The sequence below is a fragment of the Holophagales bacterium genome (assembly GCA_016699405.1).
Classification (GTDB): Bacteria; Acidobacteriota; Thermoanaerobaculia; order Multivoradales; family JAGPDF01; genus JAAYLR01.
This window is the reverse complement of sequence record CP064972.1, coordinates 4,101,722-4,122,303: the sequence shown is the minus strand read 5'-3', so window position 1 is coordinate 4,122,303 and position 20,582 is coordinate 4,101,722. Positions and strand designations below refer to the sequence as shown.

General features: G+C 72.1%; 16 protein-coding genes. 14 read left to right on the top strand and 2 right to left on the bottom strand.

What is annotated here, in order from left to right; translation table 11 throughout:
- Nucleotides 1–12: 12 nt before the first annotated feature.
- From lnt to IPJ17_17025, 6 genes are all read left to right on the top strand, one after another.
- Nucleotides 13–1,536 (top strand): apolipoprotein N-acyltransferase, encoded by a 1,524-nt coding sequence (lnt, locus tag IPJ17_17050; GenBank protein QQR73169.1) that lies wholly within the window; start codon nucleotides 13–15, stop codon nucleotides 1,534–1,536.
- 18 nt (nucleotides 1,537–1,554) lie between these two features.
- Nucleotides 1,555–2,683, top strand: a protein-coding gene (gene prfB / locus IPJ17_17045; GenBank protein ID QQR73168.1) for a peptide chain release factor 2 whose coding sequence is annotated in 2 segments (ribosomal slippage) — nucleotides 1,555–1,623 and nucleotides 1,625–2,683 — 1,128 coding nt in all. Because the reading frame shifts where the segments join, the coding sequence is not laid out codon by codon here.
- Nucleotides 2,683–3,309, top strand: a complete 627-nt coding sequence (locus IPJ17_17040) for a class I SAM-dependent methyltransferase (GenBank protein QQR76212.1) — start codon at nucleotides 2,683–2,685, stop codon at nucleotides 3,307–3,309. Before prfB ends, IPJ17_17040 begins: the two co-directional genes overlap by 1 nt.
- A gap of 12 nt (nucleotides 3,310–3,321) precedes the next feature.
- On the top strand, nucleotides 3,322–4,908 hold the full coding sequence (locus IPJ17_17035) for a glycosyltransferase (GenBank protein QQR73167.1): 1,587 nt from the start codon (nucleotides 3,322–3,324) through the stop codon (nucleotides 4,906–4,908).
- Nucleotides 4,905–6,539, top strand: coding sequence for a hypothetical protein (locus IPJ17_17030; GenBank protein ID QQR73166.1), 1,635 nt, complete (start codon nucleotides 4,905–4,907; stop codon nucleotides 6,537–6,539). Before IPJ17_17035 ends, IPJ17_17030 begins: the two co-directional genes overlap by 4 nt.
- A complete protein-coding gene (locus IPJ17_17025; protein QQR73165.1) occupies nucleotides 6,536–7,147 on the top strand; it encodes a CoA pyrophosphatase in 612 nt (203 codons plus the stop codon). The genes IPJ17_17030 and IPJ17_17025 overlap by 4 nt, the downstream gene beginning before the upstream one ends.
- A 15-nt stretch (nucleotides 7,148–7,162) precedes the next feature.
- Here IPJ17_17025 and IPJ17_17020 read toward each other — a convergent pair whose 3' ends face one another.
- Nucleotides 7,163–8,401, bottom strand: a complete 1,239-nt coding sequence (locus IPJ17_17020; GenBank protein QQR73164.1) for an anion transporter — start codon at nucleotides 8,399–8,401, stop codon at nucleotides 7,163–7,165.
- A gap of 163 nt (nucleotides 8,402–8,564) precedes the next feature.
- Between IPJ17_17020 and IPJ17_17015 the strand changes: the two genes are divergently transcribed.
- The 7 genes from IPJ17_17015 (at nucleotide 8,565) to IPJ17_16985 (ending at nucleotide 16,735) form a co-directional block, all read left to right on the top strand.
- Complete coding sequence (locus IPJ17_17015) at nucleotides 8,565–10,472, top strand: potassium transporter Kup (GenBank protein ID QQR76211.1); 1,908 nt, start codon at nucleotides 8,565–8,567, stop codon at nucleotides 10,470–10,472.
- Between the two features lie 87 nt (nucleotides 10,473–10,559).
- Entirely contained in the window at nucleotides 10,560–11,984 is a 1,425-nt protein-coding gene (locus IPJ17_17010) for a cobalamin-dependent protein (GenBank protein QQR73163.1), read from the top strand.
- Nucleotides 11,985–12,062: 78 nt separating this feature from the next.
- Complete coding sequence (locus IPJ17_17005; protein QQR73162.1) at nucleotides 12,063–13,541, top strand: deoxyribodipyrimidine photolyase; 1,479 nt, start codon at nucleotides 12,063–12,065, stop codon at nucleotides 13,539–13,541.
- A gap of 94 nt (nucleotides 13,542–13,635) precedes the next feature.
- On the top strand, nucleotides 13,636–14,562 hold the full coding sequence (locus IPJ17_17000; GenBank protein ID QQR73161.1) for a zinc ABC transporter substrate-binding protein: 927 nt from the start codon (nucleotides 13,636–13,638) through the stop codon (nucleotides 14,560–14,562).
- Complete coding sequence (locus tag IPJ17_16995) at nucleotides 14,559–15,275, top strand: ATP-binding cassette domain-containing protein (protein ID QQR73160.1); 717 nt, start codon at nucleotides 14,559–14,561, stop codon at nucleotides 15,273–15,275. The genes IPJ17_17000 and IPJ17_16995 overlap by 4 nt, the downstream gene beginning before the upstream one ends.
- An 11-nt stretch (nucleotides 15,276–15,286) precedes the next feature.
- Nucleotides 15,287–16,132: a metal ABC transporter permease gene (locus IPJ17_16990; protein QQR73159.1), complete on the top strand. Its 846-nt coding sequence runs from the start codon at nucleotides 15,287–15,289 to the stop codon at nucleotides 16,130–16,132.
- A gap of 84 nt (nucleotides 16,133–16,216) precedes the next feature.
- A complete protein-coding gene (locus tag IPJ17_16985) occupies nucleotides 16,217–16,735 on the top strand; it encodes a C40 family peptidase (GenBank protein QQR73158.1) in 519 nt (172 codons plus the stop codon).
- Here IPJ17_16985 and IPJ17_16980 read toward each other — a convergent pair.
- Complete coding sequence (locus IPJ17_16980; protein ID QQR73157.1) at nucleotides 16,660–17,121, bottom strand: transcriptional repressor; 462 nt, start codon at nucleotides 17,119–17,121, stop codon at nucleotides 16,660–16,662. The two genes, IPJ17_16985 and IPJ17_16980, sit on opposite strands and share 76 nt — an antisense overlap.
- A gap of 92 nt (nucleotides 17,122–17,213) precedes the next feature.
- On the opposite strand from IPJ17_16980, the gene IPJ17_16975 reads away from it, so the two are divergent.
- Nucleotides 17,214–20,525 carry a hypothetical protein gene (locus IPJ17_16975; protein QQR73156.1) on the top strand — a complete coding sequence of 1,104 codons (3,312 nt, stop codon included), beginning with the start codon at nucleotides 17,214–17,216 and terminating at the stop codon, nucleotides 20,523–20,525.
- Nucleotides 20,526–20,582: the final 57 nt, after the last annotated feature.

The following is a 20,582-nucleotide window of genomic DNA, read 5'->3' as shown; positions in this document are numbered from 1 at the left end:
CCGGAGCCGGCCGTGCGCCGGCGCGCCGCCGCTCTGGCCGCACCGGCGCTGGCGATCGCCGGCGGCGTGCTCTGGGGGCTGACGTTCGCGCGTTACGCCACCGCCTGGCTGCCGCCCGTCGCCCTGATTCCGCTCGTCCTCCTGCTCGACCGCCGTCGCGCCGGCTGGCTCGGCTGGCTGCACGGCATCGCCGGCTGGGCGACGGCGATGTCCTGGATCGTCCACACCTTGACGGTCTACGGCATGCTCCCCGGCTGGCTCGCGGGCCTCTCGCTGCTGCTCCTCGCCGCCTACCTCGGCCTCTACCACGCGGCGTTCGCCGCCCTCGGCGCACGGCTCTGGCGTTCACCGGTGCGCGGGGCGTGGCTCGCCCTGCCGGCGCTCTGGGTGGCGCTCGAGTGGCTGCGCGGCGTGGCGCTTTCGGGGTTCCCCTGGAACCTCGCCGCCACCTCGTGGACGACGATGCCGGGCGCCTTGCCGCTCGCCGCGTGGATCGGCGCCTTCGGTGTCTCGTGGCTGCTCGTGGCGATCAATGTCGCGCTCGCCCAGGCCTGGAGGCGGCGCAGCCTCGATCTCGCGGCGCTCGCCCTGCTCCTGCCGGCGGTCCTCCTGCCGGTGGCCGGACGCTGGGCGGTCGGCGAGGGCGAGATCGGCCCGGCGATGTGGATCAAGGCGATCCAGCCGAACACGCCGAATCTCGTCGCCTGGGACGCCGCGGCGGTGGCGCGACAGACCGAGCGGCTCTTCGCCATGTCGCGCCAGGCGTGTGACCGACCGGCGCTACTCGTCTGGCCGGAGAGCGCCGCCTGGCCGTACGAGTACCCGCGCGATCCGGCGTTGGTCGCGGCGCTCGCCGAGCTCAACGCCATGGGATGCCCGGTGCTGCTCAACACTCCGGCGGAGGAAGACGGCGCGACGTTCAACGCCGCGGTGATGGTCGGCGAGTCGGGAGTCCTCGGTCGCTACGCCAAGCGTCATCTCGTCCCGTTCGGCGAGTACGTGCCGTTGCGTCGCGTGCTGCCGTTCCTCGGCAAGATCGCCCGCGGCGCCGGCGACCTCAGCCCGGCGCGCTCGCTGTCGCTCTTGCCGCTCGGCGCCGAGCGGCTCGGCGTGGCGATCTGCTTCGAGGTGATCTTTCCGGGAGAAGTCGCCGAGCTGACGCGGGCCGGCGCGACGATCCTCGCGACGATGACCAACGACGCCTGGTACGGCGACACCGCGGCCCCCTGGCAGCATCTGCGGGCCGCGCAGTTCCGGGCCGCCGAGAACCGCCGGCCGCTGGTGCGGGCGGCGATCACCGGCGTCTCGGCGATCGTCGCCCCGGACGGCCGCCTGCTGGCGTCGCTCGACGTCGGTGCCCAAGGGGTCCTCGCCGCGCCGCTCGCCGGCCGCAGCGACCTGTCGCCGTTCGCGCGCGCGCCGTGGCTCGTCCCGGCGCTGGCTTTCCTCGTCGCGGGGGGATGCCTCGCGCTCGTCCGCCGTGCCCGGAGTGGCCAAGTGAAAGAAGCCGCCGTGGTATCCTCCCGGCCCGCCTGAAGGGGAGTCGACGACACCATGCTCGCCATCGACCTGCAGAACCAGCTCCAAGATCTCGGCGAGAAGCTCGCCGTGATCCGGGGGTATCTTTGAGGACGTCGGACTCGAAGAGAACCTCCGCGACATCGACCGCCAGATCGAACAGCCCGGCTTCTGGGATCGTCCCGCCGACAGCGCCCAGGTGCTGCAGAAGCGGCGGGCGATCGAGCGCCGCCTCGAGACGCTGAAGAAGCTGCGCGACGACGCTTCGGAGCTCGCCACCTGGCTCGAGCTGCTCGCCGAGCCCGGCGCCGAGGTCGACCCGGACGCCGTGGCCTTCGCCGAGCGGCTCACTCCCCAGTTGGCCAAGCTCGACCTCGACATCAAGCTCTCCGGCCCGGACGACGAGAAGCCCGCACTGGTGGCGATCAACTCCGGCGCCGGCGGCACCGAGTCGCAGGACTGGGCCGAGATGCTGCTGCGCCTCTACGTCCGCTGGGCCGAGCGCAAGGGCTACGAGCTCGAGCTGCTCGACCGCCAGGACGGCGAGGAGGCGGGGATCAAGAACGCCACGATCGCCGTGCGCGGCGAGCACGCCTTCGGCTTCCTCAAGGGCGAGAACGGCGTGCACCGGCTGGTGCGCATCAGCCCGTTCGACTCGGCGGCGCGGCGCCACACCTCGTTCGCCTCGGTCTACGTCTACCCCGAGGTCGACGACACGATCGAGATCGAGATCCTCGACAAGGACCTGAAGATCGACGTCTACCGGGCCTCCGGCGCCGGTGGCCAGCACGTCAACCGGACCGAGTCGGCGGTGCGCATGACCCACCTGCCGACCGGCATCGTGGTGACCTGCCAGAACGAGCGCTCCCAGATCAAGAACCGCGCCTCGGCGATGAAGGTGATGCGTGCCCGCCTGTACGACCTCGAGATGAAGAAGCGCAAGGAGGAGTCGGACAAGCGCGAGGGCGAGAAGATGGACATCGCCTGGGGCTCGCAGATCCGCAGCTACGTGCTGCAGCCGTACCGCATGGTCAAGGACCACCGCACCGGCCTGTCGATCGGCGACACCGACGCCGTCCTCGACGGGGCCATCGACCCGTTCATCGAAGCGTTCCTCAAGGGCCAGATCGCCACCCCCGGCGACGGCGACGACGTTCCGGTCTGATCGTGAAGCGCTACGACCGCGCCTACTTCGACCGCTGGTACCGCGATCCGCGCCGGCGGATCGAGACGCCGGGCGAGCTCGCGCGGCGAGTCGCGGCGGTGGTGGCGCTCGCCGAATACGTGCTCGAGCGGCCGCTGCGCACGGTGCTCGACGTCGGCTGCGGCGAGGGGCGTTGGCTCGCCCCGCTGCGCCGGCTGCGGCCGCGGGTGCGCTACCTCGGGCTCGACTCCTCGGTCGATGCGGTCACGCGATTCGGAGCGCGGCGCAACCTCCGTCTCGTCTCCTTCGCCGACCTGCCCGACCTCGACCTCCCGTCGCGTGACCGCGGGCCGTTCGATCTCGTGGTCTGCAGCGACGTCCTGCACTACCTCGAGGAGGACGAGATCCACGCCGGGCTGCCGGCGCTCTCGCGACTCACCGGCGGGGTGGCGCATCTCGCGGCGCTCTGCGCCGAAGACGAGGTCGAAGGCGACCTGCAGGGCTTCCACCGCCGGAGCGACGCCTGGTACCGCGAGCGTTTCGCGCGCCTCGGACTGGTCTCGTGCGGGCTGCAGTGCTATCTCCCGGCCGAGCGGGCCGACGAGCTCGCGGCGCTCGAGCGCGGCCCGCTGCCGACCCTCTGCTAGGCTGACCGGCCGATGGGCCGGATCGCGCTCGACTACGTCTCGCCGTTGCCGCCGGTGCGGTCGGGGATCTCCGACTACAGCCGCGACCTGCTGCCGCACCTCGCGGCGGTGGCCGACCTGCGCGTCCTCCGCCTGCCGGGGCAGGAGGTCTCGGCGGAGATGGAGGAGCGGTGGCGACCCGCCGAGCTCGCCCGCTGCGGCGAAGGCGGGCGTCTGCCGCTCTACCAGATGGGGAACAACCGCTACCACGCCACGGTGCTCGAGACGGCGTGGCGCCTGCCGGGGGTGCTCACCCTGCACGACCTCGTGCTGCACCACTTCCTGCTCGACCGCACGGCGGGACAGGGCGACTGGGAGGGTTACGCCGCCGAGCTGGCGCGCGACCACGGGTGGGTGGGCGAGGTGGTGGCGCGCCCGGTGCGCTTCGGCGGCTTCGGCGAGGCGGCACAGTTCGCGCTGCTGGCCAATCGTGCGCTGGCGCGCCGGCAGCGCGGCGTCCTGGTGCACAGCGCGTGGGCGGCGGCGCTGCTGCGCGAGGAGGACGCCGAGCTCGCGGTACGCGCGGTGCCGATGGGCATCCCGCTGCCTCCCGCGGCCGACGACAGCGCGGGACGGCGGCTGCGCGCTCGGCTCGGCATCCCGCTCGAGGCGCCGCTCGTCGGCTCGTTCGGTTTCCAGACGCCGATCAAGCGGACCGACGTGGTGATCCGCGCGTTGGCGGCGCCGGGGCTCGAGCGCGTCCACCTGCTCGTCGCCGGCGAGCTCTCGCCTTACGTCTTCTACGACCGCGAAGCGCGCGAGGCCGGCGTGGCCGAGCGCGTGCACGTCACCGGGTTCCTCTCCTACGAAGAGCTCGAGGCCGGCATCGCTGCCTGCGACCTGGCGCTCAACCTGCGCTACCCGACGGCAGGGGAGACCTCGGCGTCGCTCCTGCGGGTGCTGGCGCTCGGGCGGCCGGTGATCGTCTCGGATTACGCACAGTTCGCCGAGCTTCCGGCGGAGATCGCCGTGCGCCTCGCCCCAGGAGAGGGAGAAAGTGATCGACTCGCCGCGGCGCTGCGTGAGCTGCTCGGTGCGCCGGGAGCGCTCGCGGCGATGCGGGAGGCGGCACGCCGCTACGTGGCCAGCGAGCACGATCCGGCGCGCGCGGCGCGCGCCATCGCCGCGGCGTGCGAAGAGCTCGCGGCGGCCGAGCCGCCGGGCGATTCCGCCGTGGTCGTGCCGCCGCCGTCGACGCTCACCTGGGGGGAGCTGCCGGGCGATCTCGAGTTGCTCGGGGCGGAGGCGCCGTGGCCCGGCGGCGAGCGACGCACGCTGCGACTGCGACTGAGGAACCGCTCGCGAGCGACCTGGATGGCCGGCGAGAGCGGCGCTGGCGGGGTGGCGATCGAGGTTCGCCTCGACACGCCGCGCGGGGATCGACTCGCCGGTCGGCCCTGGCTCGCGCTGCCGCGCGATCTCGCGCCCGGCGAGACGCTCGAGGTGACGTTCGAGTTGCGTCGCCCGCTCGGTCCGGCTCGACTCCACGTCGAGCCGCACGTGCTCGGCGCGGCGTCGTTCTCCCGCCTCGGCGGGCCGGTCTGGGAGGCCGAGCTGTGACATCGGAGCGCCTTGCGTGGGGATCGCTCGCGCTCCTGCTGCTGGCGCTGGTCGGCGGAGCGGCGCTCTACGCCGGCCCGGCCACCGGCCCGGCGCTCGGCCCCGAGACGACCTTTGCGCTCGCGGTCGAAAGCCTGGCGCGCGACGGCGACCTGCGGCTGGAGGCGTCGGATCGCGAGCGCTTCCGTTCGACCTGGGGCTTTCCGGCCGAGTCGCCCGAGGTGCTCGAGGGGGGCGACCGGCTCGCCGTTCCCGCGGTCTCCGCCGCGGCGCTTTCGCCGTTCGTCCGTCTGGCGGGGCGGCGCGGGATCTTCCTCGGCAGCGCGCTGGCCTTGGCGCTTGCCGCCTGCTCGGCCGCCTGGGCGAATCGACGAGTCGGCCCCTCGGCGCCGCTGCTCGTTGCCCTGGCCCTCGCCGGATCGGTCGCCTTCCACGCGCCGTTCCGCTTCGGGCCGTGGAGTGTCCTCTCCCTGCTCGTGGCCGGAGGGCTAGCGCTCGCCCGCGGCGGTGCGACCTGGCCTGGAACGCTCGACACCGTCTACGGCGGCGCGGGCGGCGGAACGTCGGCGAAGGCGCTCCTCCGGTCCGCTCTCGGCGGTGCTCTGGTCGGCCTGGCCGTTGCCGACGACGCGACGCTCCTGCCGCTCCTCTGGCCGGCGCTGGCGTTCGCCGCCGCGGCGGGCGAGCCCGCGGCGCGCGGTCGACGGATCGGCGCCACGCTCGCCGGGGCCGTCGTCGCGGTCGCCGGCGCGCTGGCGGTCGCCGGGCCGCAGTGGACGGCGCCGCATCCGTCGTTCGATCGTGCGCTCCTCGGATGGAACCTCGTCGCGCTCGCGGCGGGACGCCACGTGGGGCTGCTGCCCTGGTACCTGCCGGTCGTCGCGCTCGCCGCCGCGGCCACGCGGAGCAATGCGCGGTCGACGCTGCCGATGGCCGTCGCGCTCTCCTTCGCGATGCGGCTCCTGCTCGATCCCTACGATTGGGCGGGCAGCGAAGTCGGTCCGGCGAGCTTGGCGCTCCTGCCGGCGGTCGCGGCGCTCTGGCTCTGGCCCGGTCGCCCGGTGGCGCGCGCCGTCTGGCTCGGCGTCGCGGTCGTTGCCGGGGCGCTGCTCTGGCCCCTCTGGCTCGCCCCGCGTGCCGGAGCTCCCGGCCTCGCCGTCGGTCGTGGACCGGCACGTGAGCTGCTGTCGCGCCTGCCGCTGGAGAGCACGCTGCAGCGTCTGCCCGAAACCGCGGAGGTGCTGCAGGCGGGGGTGCGCCTGCGCGCCGCCGGCCCGGCGGTCTGGGAGGGCGCTCGCGGGCTCGAGATGATGGGCGACGCGCACGCCGAGCTGATGGTGCTGAGTCCGCGTCGGCTCACCCTGCTGCGCCTCGAGTTCGGCGGCCAGGCGCCGACGGAGCTCGTCGTCGACGGGGCACGTGCCGGCAACACCACCTTCCGCCCCGGTGGCGCGGTGGCCTTCGATCTCCAGCTCGACCGCCCGGTGCGTCGTCACCCCACGGCGTGGAGCGACGAGCCGGTGCTCGTCTATCCCGTCCGCATCCACCTGCCCGCCGGCAAGCCGGCGCCCCTGCCGTTCGCGCTGTCGCTGGCCCGACCGGCAGTTCCCGAAGGAGAACCCCCGACGTGAGCTCGCGCCCGGTGCCCCGCAGTTGGATCGAAGAGGTCCGCGACCTTCTCGCGAGCCCGCCCCCGCGGCGGCTCGGTCCGAAGGAGATGCGTCAGGCCTCGGTGCTCGTGCCGCTCTACGTCGAGGCGGGGGAGCTCTGGACGGTCTTGACCCAACGCTCCGAGTTCCTCGCCCTGCACCGCAGCCAGATCGCGTTCCCGGGCGGCGCGCGGGAGGTGGGGGAGGGCGCCTGGGAGGCGGCGGTGCGCGAGACCGAAGAGGAGATCGGCATCGTCGCCGGGACGATCCTGCACCTCGGCGAGCTCGACGAGGCCGAGACGCCGAGCGGCTTCCGCATCATCCCCTGCGTCGGTGCCGTGCCCTCGCCGCTGGTCGCCGAAGCGAACCCCGACGAGATCGCCGAGGTCTTCTCGGTGCCGCTGCGGGCGCTCGCCGACCCGCGCCTGATCGAAGACCGCCGCATCGTCTTCAACGGCGAGCCGCGCATGCTGCGCATCTACCACTTCGGCCGCCGCCAGATCTGGGGCGTCACCGCACGCATCGTGCAGAACCTCCTCGAACGCCTCGGCCTCGGCACCCTCGAGGCGCCGCCCGACGGGGTCGACTGAGAGCGGAGTGCCGTCTCAGAGCACCAGCAGCGTCAGGCAGGCGAGGGTCAGCGAGACGAGGGTGACCGGCAGGCCGACGCGCAGGTGGTCGCGGAAGGAGATCGCGATGCCGAGACGGGCGGCCTGTTCGACGACGATGAGGTTGGCGATCGAGCCGACGAGCACGGCGTTGCCGGCGAAGGTGCTGGCGAGGGCCAGTGCGTAGCCGACGTGGGGCGCCGGCGGGACGAAGCGCAGCAGGAGCATGACCGCCGGTACGTTGCCGACGACGGTGCCGAGCCCCGCGACCACCGGCACGAGGACCGCCGGGCGGTCGAGCGGCAGTCCGGCTCCGGCGAGCGTGTCGCGCGCCGCGTCGGCCCAACCCGAGAGCTCGAGGCCGCGGGTCACCACGAAGAGGGCGACGAAGAGCGCCAGCATCTGCCAGTCGACCAGGCCGAGCATCGTCCGCGTGTGCATCTTGCGGCTGGTCAGCACCACACCGGCGACCGCCAGAGCGGTCAGGTGGGCGGCGGTCGGGGTGAGGAAGAGGACGATGGCGACGAGCGTCAGGACGATCGCCTTGAGCGCTTCGGCTCGGTCGAGCGGCGGCGTTTCAGGGCGGGGCTCGCACCGCGGCAGCGGGCCGACGCCCGGCCCGACGTCCGGATCAACGCGCGCGCCGAGACGCCGGGCGAGCAGCAGGTACGTGGCCACCAGCGACAGCAGGGCCGGCACGGCGCAGACGGCGACGAACGGCAGGAAGCCGAGGCCGAGCTGCTGCGCGATGAGGATGTTCTGCGGATTGCCGATCGGGGTCAGCGCCGAGCCGAGGTTGGTGGCGCAGGCGATGGCGAGCAGGAAGGGCACCGGGTCGAGGCGCGTGCGCAGGAGCGCGGCGGCGACGAGCGGCGTGAGCGCGAAGCAGACGACGTCGTTGGTCAGCACGGCGGCGAGCGCGGCGGCGACGGCGATCGTGCCGGCGAGCAGGCGGCGCGGGCTCGCGACGCGCGCCAGGCGCTCGCCGATCGCACCGTAGAGCCCGGAGAGCTGGTACTGCGCGGAGAGCAGCATCATCCCGAAGAGCACGGTCAGCGTCGGGGCGTCGATCGCCGCCTTGGCCTCGGCGAGCGAGATCCGGCTGGTCGCGAGGAAGGCGACGGCGCCGAGCAGGGCGAAACCGGTGCGGTCGAGCGCCAGTCCGCGGATGCGACCGAGCGCCAGGAAGAGGTAGGTCAGCGCGAAGAGCGCCAGCGGCAGGGGATCGAGCGCCATCGGGAGGGCGCCAGTATAGCCGTGGGAGTCGGTCCGCCCGGTTCGCCACCGCCTGCCGTTGCACCCCGAGGCGCGGGGCGCTATTCTCGCGCCCCAGGGCCGGCGAGCCCTCACCTCGAAGCGATCCCGTCGAAGATCCCCTGTGTCCCTCACCGATTCTCATATCGGGCACGCCCCCGCGATTCACAATCGACGCGACCTCGTCCGCCTGTCGCTCGGCGCTCTGGGCGTCGTCTACGGCGACATCGGCACCTCCCCCCTCTATGCGGTCAAGGAGTGCTTCCTGCCGCCGCACGGCGTCCCCTTCGGCCTGGACAACGTGCTCGGCATCCTCTCGCTAATCTTCTGGTCGCTGTCGCTGATCGTCGTGGTCAAGTACCTCGCTTTCGTCATGCGGGCCGACAACCACGGCGACGGCGGGATCCTGGCGCTCCTCGCGCTGGTCACCGAAGGGCGGGCGGCACCGATGCGCGGCGAGACCGGGGCGCGGCGCCGGATCGTGCTCGTCTCGCTCGGCCTCTTCGGTGCGGCGCTGCTCTTCGCCGACGGCATGATCACCCCGGCGATCTCGGTGCTTTCGGCGGTCGAGGGCCTCGAGGTGGCGACGCCGTTCTTCCGGCCTGTCGTCGTGCCGATCACGGTGGTCATCCTCTTCGTCCTCTTCCTGGTGCAGAAGCGCGGTACGGCGGGAATCGGTGCGGTCTTCGGGCCGGCGATGCTCGTCTGGTTCGGTGCCATCGCGGCGGCCGGGGTGCCGGCCATCCTGCGCACCCCGCAGGTGCTCGCCGCGCTCGACCCGCGGTATGCGGTGCGCTTCTTCGTCCACAACGGTCTGCACGGCTTCCTCATCCTCGGCGCCGTCGTGCTCTGCTTCACCGGCAGCGAGGCGCTCTACGCCGACATGGGGCATTTCGGCCGGCGGCCGATCCGCCTCGCCTGGTTCACCCTGGTCTTTCCGGCGCTGCTGCTCAACTACTTCGGTCAGGGGGCGCTGATCCTCGAGCGCGGAGAGCAGGTCCTCGCCAACCCGTTCTACGCGCTGGCTCCCGGGCCGATGCTGCTGCCGCTCGTCGTGGTGGCCACGGCGGCAACGGTGATCGCGTCGCAGGCCTTGATCTCGGGCGCCTTCTCGCTGGCGCAGCAGGCGGTGCAACTCGGCTTCTCCCCACGACTGACCATCGTCCACACCTCGGAAGAGGCGCGCGGCCAGATCTACGTCCCGGAGATCAACAAGATCCTCATGGTCGCCTGCATCACCTTGGTGCTGGTCTTCCGCCAGTCGACCAACCTGGCGGCGGCCTACGGCATCGCGGTGATGGGCACGATGGTGATCACCACGCTGCTGCTCTACGCGGTGATCCGCCTGCACTGGGGATGGCCGCTGTGGAAGACCTGGTCGCTCGTCGGCCTGCTGCTCTCCGCCGAGGTGCCGTTCCTGCTCGCCAACAGCAACAAGATCCTGCACGGCGGCTGGGTGCCGCTGGCCGTCGGCGCGGTGGTCTTCACCCTGATGGTGACCTGGAAGCGCGGCCGACGCGAGCTCTCCGCGATGCTCGAGAAGAGCAGCTTCCCGATCGACGCCTTCCTCGTCGATCTCGAACGCCGCAAGCCGCACCGCGTGCCGGGCACGGCGGTGTTCATGACCTCGTCGACCGGCGGCACGCCGCCGGTGTTGCTGCACCATTTCAAGCACAACAAGGTGCTGCACGAGAAGGTCGTGCTGCTGACCGTCCGCACCGAGGGCGTGCCGCGGATCGACAAGCGCGATCACCTCGAAGTGACCGACCTCGGCCAGGGCTTCTACCGCGTCATCGGCCACTACGGCTTCATGGAGACGGCCAACGTGCCGCGCCTGCTGGCGCGCTGCGAGCGCTACGGCCTCCAGGTGGCGATGAACGACGTCAGCTACTTCCTCGGTCGCGAGACGCTGCTGCGCGGCGGCAAGTCGGGGATGGCGCGTTGGCGCAAGTCGCTCTTCGCCTTCCTGACGAACAACGCACGGTCGCCAGCGGCGTTCTTCCATCTGCCGCCCAACCGCGTCGTCGAGCTCGGCTCCCAGGTCGAGCTCTAGGTTCGCGGCTTCCCGCGTCGCCACGGCCCGTTCCGGGCCCGCTCCTGGCATAATCCCGCCAGTTCCTTGCGGAAAGGGCGGTGAGCCATGCGCATTGCGCTGGTCAAGGCGCCGGTCGGTGGGATCCTCGGACTCGAGATGCTCACCTTCGTCGAGCCGCTCGGCCTGATCTGTGTTGCCGGGGCTCTCGAAGCGGCGGGGCATCTCTGCCGCGTCTTCGACCTGCGAATCGACGGCGAAGAGGCCGGGCTCGCCGCCTGTGCCGCCTTCGATCCCGATCTGCTGGGGCTGCAGTGCAACTTCACCACCGAGAGACGGCGTGCCCTGCGCCTGGCCGAACGGCTGCGCCGGGAGATGCCGCGTGCCTTCCTGGTGGTCGGAGGGCACGACGCCTCACGCGACAGCGCCTGGTTCGCCCACCCGGCGATCGACGCCGTGGCGGTCGGGGACGGCGAGGAGACGATGCCGCCGCTCGCCGCGGCGCTCGAACGGGGTGCGGACCCCGCGTCTGTGCCCGGACTGGTGCTGAACCGCCGGGGCACGCAGCACGAGACCGGGCCGATTCCCTTCCGCGAGGACCTCGATTCGCTGGCGCCGCCGGCGCGGCACCTGATCGAGCGCTACGCCCCCGAGTACTACATCAACTTCCGCAAGCCGCTCGCCCTCCTCGAAACGGCGCGCGGCTGTCCGTTCAAGTGCAATTTCTGCTCGGTGTGGAAGTTTCATCACTCGTCCTTCCGCGTCAAGTCGCCGGCGCGGGTGGTCGAGGAGCTGCGGGCGATCTCGGCGCCGAACGTCTTCGTCACCGACGACATCTTCTGGATGGACGCGAGGCGCAGCCTGGAGATGGCGCGTGCCATTCGCGACGCGGGCATCCGCAAGTACTTCACGGTGCAGACGCGGACCGACATCATCTGTCGCTTCCCGGAGGTCATCGAGCAGTGGAAGGAATGCGGAAGTCTCGCGATCTTCCTCGGGCTCGAGGCGGTGACGGACCAGGGGCTCGCGTCGATCAACAAGCAGAACCGGGCGTCGAACAACGAGCGGGCGCTCGGCATTCTCAAGGACCTCGGCGTCGGCTACACGCCGAACTTCATCGTTGACCCGGCCTGGGATCACGACGACTTTGCCCTCCTGCGCGAGTGGATCTCACGGACCGGTGCCTACAACAGCGGTTTCTCGGTGCTGACGCCGCTGCCCGGAACCGACCTGTGGAACGAGGCGCGGGACCGGGTGACCACCGACGACTGGGAGCTCTTCGACATCGTCCACGCGGTGCTGCCGACCCGGCTGCCGCTTGCCGAGTTCTACGAGGAGTACTCCCGGCTCTGGCGGCACGTTCTCGAGGTGCGCTTCCGTCATCGCGGCCGCGTGCGCACCTGGCTGCAACTCGGCGCGGCGCTCGCCACCGGCAAGGTGGGTCTCGGCGCGGTGCGCAAGGGGATGAACATCGCCAAGGTGTTCAGCCGCCCCGAGACCTTCTTGCGCGCCCACGCGTCCGCGGCCGATTGAACGACGGCGCCGGCAGGGGTGCGGCAAGCCGGAGAGCGACCGACCGCGTCGAGTCGGTCGGAGGATCTGGAGCTGACGATGTCCGTCCCGCGCGATCGCGTCACCCTGGTCAACGGGCGTCCCACGCGCCCGGACGGCGAGATCGTCCTCTACTGGATGATCGCCGCCCGGCGCAGTGGCTGGAACTTCGCCCTGGAGCGCGCGGTCGAGCTCGCTGGGCGCTTCGGCCGGCCGCTCGTCGTCCTCGAGGCGTTGCGCTGCGACTACCGCTGGGCGAGCGACCGCCTCCACCGTTTCGTGCTCGACGGCATGCGGGAGAACGCGCGACGCTTCGCCGGCCGGGCGCTCCTCTACCACCCCTATGTCGAGGCGGCGCCAGGGGAGGGCCGGGGGCTGGTCGCCGCGCTCGCCGAGCGCGCCTGCGCGGTGGTCGCCGACGAGTTCCCGACCTTCTTCCTGCCGCGGATGATCGGCGTGGCGGCGCGCCGCAGTCCGGTGGCGTTCGAGCTGGTCGACGGCAACGGGCTGCTGCCGGTCGGCGCCACCGAGCAGGTCTTCCCGAGCGCGTACGCCTTCCGCCGTTTTCTGCAACGTCACCTGCGCCCGCACCTCGCCCGGTTCCCGGAGCCCGACCCGACGGCGGGCCTGGCGTTGCCTCGGCTCGAAGCCCTGCCCGGCGCTCTCGCCGAGCGTTGGCCGGCGGCGACGCCCGAGCTGCTCGCCGGCGAGCGTGCGGCGCTCGCCGGGCTGCCGATCGACCATGGCGTCGCTCCCACGGCGTCGGCCGGAGGCGCCGCCGCAGCCGAGAAGACGCTCGACACCTTCCTCGAACACCGACTCGCCCGATACGCGAGCGAGCGGAACGTCCCCGACCTCGAGGTGACGAGCGGGCTTTCGCCCTACCTGCACTTCGGTCACCTCTCGGTGCACGAAGTCTTCACGCGACTGATGACCCGCCTCGGCTGGTCTTCGGAGGACCTGGCGACGACGGCGACCGGGCAGCGGGAGGGGTGGTGGGGTGTCGAGGCGAACGCCGAGGCGTTCCTCGACGAGCTGGTCACCTGGCGCGAGCTGGGCTACAACTTCTGCGCCAAGCGCGAGGACTACGCGGCCTACGAATCGCTCCCCGACTGGGCTCGCGAGACACTGGGGAAACACGCCAGCGACCCGCGTGACCCGGTCTACTCGCTCGCCGAGCTCGAGGCCGCTGCGACCCACGACCCGCTGTGGAACGCCGCGCAGCGCCAGCTCGTCGGCGAAGGACGGATCCACAACTATCTGCGCATGCTCTGGGGCAAGAAGGTGCTCGAGTGGTCGGAGTCGCCGCACGCGGCGGTCGAGGCGCTCGTCCATCTCAACAACCGCTACGCCCTCGACGGGCGCAACCCCAACTCCTACAGCGGCATCTTCTGGTGTCTGGGCCGCTACGACCGCCCCTGGGGGCCGGAGCGACCGGTCTTCGGCACGGTGCGGTTCATGAGCTCGGCGAACACGGCGCGCAAAGTGAGCGTCAAGGAGTACCTGCGCCGCTTCGGCGCGGAGGCCTCGCTCTTCTGACGGCAGGGCGCCGATCGACGCCCGGCAACGGTCGTCGTGAGAAACCGCTATCATTAGGCATCCGGCGCGACTTCGCCGGCGAGACCGTCCCCCAATGTCCGCGTCCCACCACTCGCAGGTCGCCCCCGGGGACCGCCCGCGCTCGTCGGGAGCGTGGTGCGCGGTCGTCCTCGCGGTGCTCGCCGCCGTGGTCGGTGCGCCCGCCGCGTCCGCCGCGCCCTTCGGGTCGGCGGCGCCTCGTCCGGGAGTCGTGGTGAGCGTGGCGCCGCTCGGCTGGCTGGTCGACCGCCTCGCCGCCGACGCCGTCGAGCTCACCGTGATGCTGCCGCCGAACGCCGAGGTCGAGACCTACGAGCCGACGCCGCAGCAGATGCGGGCGCTCGCCGGCTGCGGGCTCTATGTCGCCGTGGGGCACCCGCTCTTCGCGCTCGAAGCGGCCTACGTCGAACCGATCCTGGCGCGCCAGCCGGCGACGCGCCGCATCGGTCTCGGCGCGGCGCTCGCCTCGCGACCGGGCGACGCCGCCGGCGATCCGCACGCCTGGATGTCGCTGCGCGTCCTGCGGCAGACCCTTCCGGGGTTGGCGCGCGAGCTCGCGGCGCTGCTGCCCGCCGAGGCCGCGACGATCGGCGAGCGCGAGCGACGCCTGGCCGCCGAGATCGACGCGCTCGACGCGGAGATCGGCGCGCAGCTGGCGCGCGCTGCGGCGGAGCGTGGCCGACGCTTCCTCGTTCTCCATCCGGCGTTCGGCTTTCTCGCCGCCGACTACGGCCTCGTCCAGGTCGCCCTGGAACACGAGGGCAAGGAGCCCTCACCGCGCCAGCTGGCGCAGGTCATCGCTGCCGCCCGGTCGGGCGGAGCCCGTGTGGTCCTGGTGACGCGCGGCACCCCGCCGCGCCCCGCCGAGGTCGTGGCGCGTGAGCTCGGCGGTCGGCTCGTCGAGATCGATCCGCTGGCCCGCGATTGGCCGGTCGGGCTGCGCGCCATCGTCGCCGCGCTCGCCGAGGCGCTCTACCGATGAGCGGCCGTCCGGGCGCGGCCCCTCCGCTGCTGCTCGAGGCTCGCCGGCTCGGCTTCCGCTTCGGCGGCGACCTCGTGCTCGACGAAGTCAACCTCACCCTCCGCGAAGGCGAGCGCCTCGCGGTGCTGGGCCCGAACGGCGGCGGCAAGACGACGCTGGTTCGCCTCCTGCTCGGCCTCCTGGCTCCCGATCGCGGAGAGATCGCCTGGCACCGTCCGCGCGAGTGGCGCCGACTCGCCTACGTGCCGCAGTTCCCTGCCTTCGAGCGCGGCTTCCCGTTGCGCGTCGACGAGATGGTGCTCCAGGGCTGCCTGCGCGATCGCGCGCCGCTGCGCCGCTATCGCGCCGAGGATCGTGAGCGCGTCGACGCGCTGCTCGCCGCGCTCGACCTCGGCGAGCTGCGCGAGGCCTACCTCTCGGAGCTCTCCGGGGGGCAGCTCAAGCGGGCGCTGGTGGCTCGCGCCCTCGCCGCGCGCCCCAACTTCCTGGTGCTCGACGAGCCGACCGCCTCGCTCGACGAGCCGTCGCGCCGCGCCCTCTGGCGCCTCCTCGGCGGACTGCCGGAGGAGACGACGGCCCTGCTCGTCACCCACGACCTCGCGCCCGACACCTTCGCCCCGAGCCGGGCGGTGCTGGTCGACCGCGGTCTCGAGGAGCTGGCGATCGACGGTCTCCACCAGCACCCCGCCGTCTGCGGACACACCCACGGCTGAACGGAGCGGTCATGGACAGCTGGCAGGAGCTCTTCGCCCTCGACTTCTTCCGCCACGCCCTGCTCGCCGGGTTGTTGGCGAGCGTGCTCTGCGCCGTGGTGGGCACGCTCGTCGTGCTCAAGCGGCTGGTGTCGATCTCCGGCGGGGTGGCGCACGCCGCGTTCGGTGGGCTCGGCGCGGCCTATCACTTCGGCTTCTCGCCCCGACTCGGAGCGATCGCCGTGGCGGCGCTCTCGGCGGTCGGCCTGGGTTTCCTCGACGGCGAGAAGGCGCGGCGGCAGGACGCGGCGATCGGAGTGCTCTGGGCCGTCGGCATGGCGGTGGGACTGGTGCTCATCCACCTGACGCCGGGCTATGCGCCGAATCTCGTCGGCATCCTCTTCGGCAACATCCTGCTGGTCGACCCGACCGACCTGTGGATCGCCGCGGTGGCCGACCTCGTCGTCCTCCTGCTGCTCGCGCTGCTCGGCAAGGAGATCGCCGCCGTCGCCTTCGACGAGGAGGCGGCCCGCCTCGCCGGCGTGCCGGCGCGCGCCTACTCGATCCTGCTGCTCGGTCTCGTCGCGGTCTCGGTCGTGGTGCTGCTGCAACTCGTCGGCATCGTCCTGGTCATCGCCTTGCTCACCCTGCCGCCGCTCGTCGCTCTGCGGCTGGCGCGCGGGCTGCGCGCCGTCATCGCGCTCGCGGCCGGCGTCGGCGCCGTGGTGACGAGCGGCGGTCTGCTCCTCGCCGTGCGTTTCGACCTGCCGGCCGGCCCCGTCATGGTGCTGCTCGGCGCGCTGCTGCTCGGTCTCTCCCAGCTCGTCCGGCCGCGCGCCATCCGCGAGGTGCGGGCGGCGACGGGGCTCGCGCTGTGACCCACGCCCTGGCCGTGGACGCCGTCGTGCGCTAACCTCCTCCGTCTTGACGGCCAGCGCCCCCCTTCCGCCGGCGGCGATCCGATGAACGGATCGGCCGTCGTCCTCGCCGCGACGCTCCAGATGGCGTGTCTCGATCCGTCGGCCGCGTCGGCGCTGCCGGAACCGGTGGTGCGCGCGGCCTGTCCGCCGGCGGCAACGGCGGTGCGCGAGGCGCTCAGTCTCCTCGGAACTCCGTATCGCCGCGGCAGCACCGATCCGCGGCGAGGGCTCGACTGTTCGAGCCTGGTGCGGCGGGTCTACCGTCCGCTCGGGCTGGACCTGCCGTTTTCGGCCGCCGGCCAACTGAGTGTCGGCGAGCAGGTCGAGCGCGAATCGCTGGCGCCGGGGGACCTGGTCTTCTTTCGCAACACCTACAAGCGCGGCATCTCCCACGTCGGGATCTATCTGGGAGGCGACCGCTTCGTCCATGCGGCGAGCCGCCGGCGCGGCGTGGTGGTCAGCAGTCTCGACCAGCCGTACTACCGTCAGCGTTTCGCCGGGGCGCGGCGCCTTCTCGAGGCGGCCGCTCCGGGCCTGGCGACCAGCCTGCCGCCCCTCTGAGACGGCGGCGGCTCGCTCCCGCTGCAACCGTCGCACGTCCCGAGCAGGGTGATCTCGTGCCCCTCGAGGCGAAAGCCGCGCGGTAGCAGGGCGCTCAAGTCGGGCGGGCAGCCCTCGACCTCGTAGACGCGATCGCAGAGCCGGCAGCGGAAGTGGTGGTGGTGGTGCTTGCCGGCCACTTCGTAGCGGCTCGGTGCGCCGGGGAGCGGGACCTCGGCGAGCCAGCCGCTCTCGACCAGAGCACGCAGGTGACGATAGACCGTCGCCACGCCGAGCCGGGGGACCTCGGTCTGCGCCGCGGCGAGCAGCTCGCCGGGCGAGAGCGGGCGGTCGGCGCTGGCGAAGGCGCGACGGATCGCCTCGCGCTGCTGGGTGTGGCGCTGCATCCGGGGATTGTACCGTTGCGGCGATTGTCGCTGACCCCGCGAGCGGTTAGCCTTGGCCCCAGCCGATGTCCGGCCGCTCCGGAGGTCCTGTCATGCGCCTGGCCCAGCCCGCGTTCGCTCTTCTGCTCCTTTCGGCTCTCGCCGTCACCGCAACGCCATCGACTGCCGCCGGCGCGACGAGCCCGGCCGCGCCGGCGGTCGACCCGATGCTGCTCGCCGGCATGAAGGCCCGCTCGATCGGCCCCGCCGGGATGAGCGGTCGAGTGGCGGCGATCGACGCGCTCGAGTCCGATCCCGACCGCGTCTTCGTCGGGGCGGCCACCGGCGGTCTCTTCGGCTCGGACAACGGCGGCATGACCTGGAAGAGCCTCTTCGACGAGGAGAAGGTCGCGGCGATCGGCGCCGTGGCCGTGAACCAGAAGAACCCGGCCATCCTCTGGGTAGGGACCGGCGAGGGGAACGTGCGCAACAGCGCCTCGGTCGGCAACGGCGTCTATCGCTCGCTCGACGGCGGGGTCACCTGGAGCCATCTCGGCCTCGACGCGACGGAGCGGATCTATCGCATCCTCCTGCACCCGGACGAGCCGGACACCGCGTGGGTCTGTGCTCTCGGCCGCGAGTGGGGCGAGAACCCGGAGCGTGGCGTCTTCCGCACGCGCGACGGCGGCAAGAGCTGGGCGAAGGTGCTCTACGTCGACGACAAGACCGGTTGCGGCGATCTGGCGCTCGACCCGTCCAATCCGCAGAAGCTCATCGCTTCGATGTGGCAGTTCCGGCGCTGGCCGCATTTCTTCCGCTCGGGTGGTCCGGGTTCGGGACTGCACGTGAGCTGGGACGGCGGGACGACCTGGAAGCGGCTGCAGGAGGAGGACGGACTGCCGTCGGGTGAGCTCGGTCGGATCGGTCTTGCCTTCGCGCGCTCCAATCCGCAGATCGTCTACGCCCTGGTCGAGGCGACGAAGAGCGCCCTGCTGCGCTCGGAGGACGGGGGCCGGAGCTTCAAGAGCGTCAACGAGGAGCCGAACGTCGCACCGCGCCCGTTCTACTTCGGCGACCTGCGCGTCGATCCGCGGAACCCCGACCGCCTCTACAGCCTCGACTACACGGTGCGCATCTCGGAGGACGCCGGCCGTCACTTCCGGCCGCGGGTGCGTTGGGACGAGATCCACGGCGACCACCACGCGATGTGGATCGACCCGGCCAACCCCAAGCACTTCTACGTCGGCAACGACGGCGGCGTGGCGGTGACACACGACGGCGGGCGGAACAACTGGTTCATCGCCAACCTGCCGCTCGCCCAGTTCTACCACGTGGCGGTCGATGCGGCGGTGCCCTACAACGTCTACGGCGGGCTGCAGGACAACGGCTCCTGGCGAGGCCCGTCGACCGTCTGGCGGCGCGGCGGCATCCGCAACCACGAATGGGTGACGGTGGGCGAAGGCGACGGCTTCAACACCTTGCCCGATCCGTTCGACGCGACGATCGGCTACTCGCTCTCGCAAGGCGGCTATCTGATGCGCTGGAACCTCGCGACCGGGGAGATGCGCGAGATCCGCCCGGCGCCGGAGGGTGAGGTCAGGCTGCGGTTCAACTGGAATGCCGGCCTGGCGGTCGATCCTCTCGAAGCGGGCGTCGTCTATCTCGGCAGCCAGTTCCTCCACCGCTCGACCGACCGCGGCGAGACCTGGACGACGGTGAGCCCCGACCTGACGACGAACAATCCGGAATGGCAAAAGCAGGACGAGAGCGGCGGCCTGACGCGCGACGTGACGGCGGCGGAGAACTTCACGACGATCGTCGCCATCGCGCCGTCGCCGATCGAACGCGGCACGATCTGGGTCGGCACCGACGACGGCCGCGTCCAGGTGACCCGCGACGGCGGCAAGAGCTGGACGAGCGTCGAGAGCAACCTGCCCGGCGTTCCTGCCGGCACCTGGGTGCCGCACATCACCCCGTCGCGCCACGCCGCGGGGACGGCCTTCGCCGTCTTCGACAACCATCGGCGCTCGGATTGGACGCCCTACGTCGCCCGCACCGACGACTACGGCAAGAGTTGGAAGAGCCTCGCGACGCCGGAGCTCTGGGGCTATGTGCTCGCCATCGAGCAGGATCCGGTGGCTCCTGACCTGCTCTACCTCGGCACCGAGTTCGGCCTCTGGATCTCGCTCGACGGCGGTCGCCGCTGGATGAAGTGGACGCACGGGCTGCCGACCGTCTCGGTGATGGATCTCGTCGTGCATCCGCGCGAGCACGATCTGGTGATCGCCACCCACGGCCGCGCACTCTGGGTGCTCGACGACATCCGCCCGTTGCGCGAGCTGTCGGCGGCGACGCTGGCCGAACCGCTGCACCTCTTCCCGATCGCCGACGCGCAGCAGTTCTGGCAGGCACCCGAGGCCGGTGGATTCGGCTTCGGCGCGGGCGAGTTCCGCGGCACGAACCGCCCCTACGGGGCGCTCGTCACCTTCTCGCTGGCCGGGGACGATCTGCCGCTGCCCGACGCCGAGCGGGAGCGCGAGCGCCAGGAGCGCCTCCGTCGCGAGAAGCAGGCCGCGGTTGCCGCTGGCGCCACGCCGCCACCGGCGGCGAGCGTCGACGCGAAGTCCGCGACGAAGCCGGAGGACGAGAAGGTCACTCTCGTCGTCTCCGACGCCTCCGGGCACGCGGTCCGCACCTTGCGCGTGCGCGCGACGCGGGGCGTCAACCGCGTGGTCTGGGACCTCGGTCGCGACGGCTGGAAGGAGCTGCCGCGTGACCCCTCCTTCGAAGGCGAACCGGACGAGAACCGCGGCGGTCCGGAGGTTCCTCCCGGAAGCTACTCGGTGACCGTGAAGTTCCGCGGGCAGGAGGCGAGCCGTCCGGTGCGGGTGCTCGCCGACCCGCGCAGCCACAACAGCGCCGCCGACTGGGCCAGCCGCTGGGCGGCGATCGAGCGCGCCGGAGCGCTGCGCGAGACGGCGACCGACGCCGTGGTGCGCCTGCGGCGGACGCGCGCCGACATCGACGCGGTGACCGAGCGGGTCAAGCAGGTCCACGAGGAGAAGTTGCGGCGGCACGAGGTGAAGCCCGAGGAGTTGCCGCTCGCCAAGTCGGGCACCGCGCTGCGGGAGAAGCTCGATGCGCTCGAGAAGCGCCTCTGGCAGTCGCCCGAGTCGGTCGGCATCCTCGCCGACCGCGACGTCATGTCGAAGGTGGGCACGGCGATGAGCCAGCTCGGGTCGTCCTGGAGCCCGCCGTCGCCGACCCAGCTCGCGACGCTCGCGCGGGCGCGCACCGAGCTCGAAGCGTTTCTCGTCGACTTGAACCGGACCTTCGCCGAGGACGTCACCGCCTACCGGCGTGAGGTCGAGGCCGCCGGCATCGGCCTGTTCCCCGCCGCTTCGCCGCTCACCGTGACGCCGTGACGGAGCGCCGGCGGCAGGAGCTCGCAGGTCGGGGGCGCCGCGCGAGTGCCGAGGGGA

What these genes read in the sequence shown, in the direction of transcription:
- IPJ17_17035 (QQR73167.1), top strand. Translation starts at nt 3,322, where the DNA reads ATGGGCCGGATCGCGCTCGACTACGTCTCGCCGTTGCCGCCGGTGCGG.
- IPJ17_17010 (QQR73163.1), top strand. Translation starts at nt 10,560, where the DNA reads ATGCGCATTGCGCTGGTCAAGGCGCCGGTCGGTGGGATCCTCGGACTC.
- IPJ17_17005 (QQR73162.1), top strand. Translation starts at nt 12,063, where the DNA reads ATGTCCGTCCCGCGCGATCGCGTCACCCTGGTCAACGGGCGTCCCACG.
- IPJ17_17000 (QQR73161.1), top strand. Translation starts at nt 13,636, where the DNA reads ATGTCCGCGTCCCACCACTCGCAGGTCGCCCCCGGGGACCGCCCGCGC.
- IPJ17_16985 (QQR73158.1), top strand. Translation starts at nt 16,217, where the DNA reads ATGAACGGATCGGCCGTCGTCCTCGCCGCGACGCTCCAGATGGCGTGT.
- IPJ17_16995 (QQR73160.1), top strand. Translation starts at nt 14,559, where the DNA reads ATGAGCGGCCGTCCGGGCGCGGCCCCTCCGCTGCTGCTCGAGGCTCGC.
- IPJ17_16990 (QQR73159.1), top strand. Translation starts at nt 15,287, where the DNA reads ATGGACAGCTGGCAGGAGCTCTTCGCCCTCGACTTCTTCCGCCACGCC.
- IPJ17_16975 (QQR73156.1), top strand. Translation starts at nt 17,214, where the DNA reads ATGCGCCTGGCCCAGCCCGCGTTCGCTCTTCTGCTCCTTTCGGCTCTC.
- IPJ17_17020 (QQR73164.1), bottom strand. Translation starts at nt 8,401, where the DNA reads ATGGCGCTCGATCCCCTGCCGCTGGCGCTCTTCGCGCTGACCTACCTC.
- IPJ17_16980 (QQR73157.1), bottom strand. Translation starts at nt 17,121, where the DNA reads ATGCAGCGCCACACCCAGCAGCGCGAGGCGATCCGTCGCGCCTTCGCC.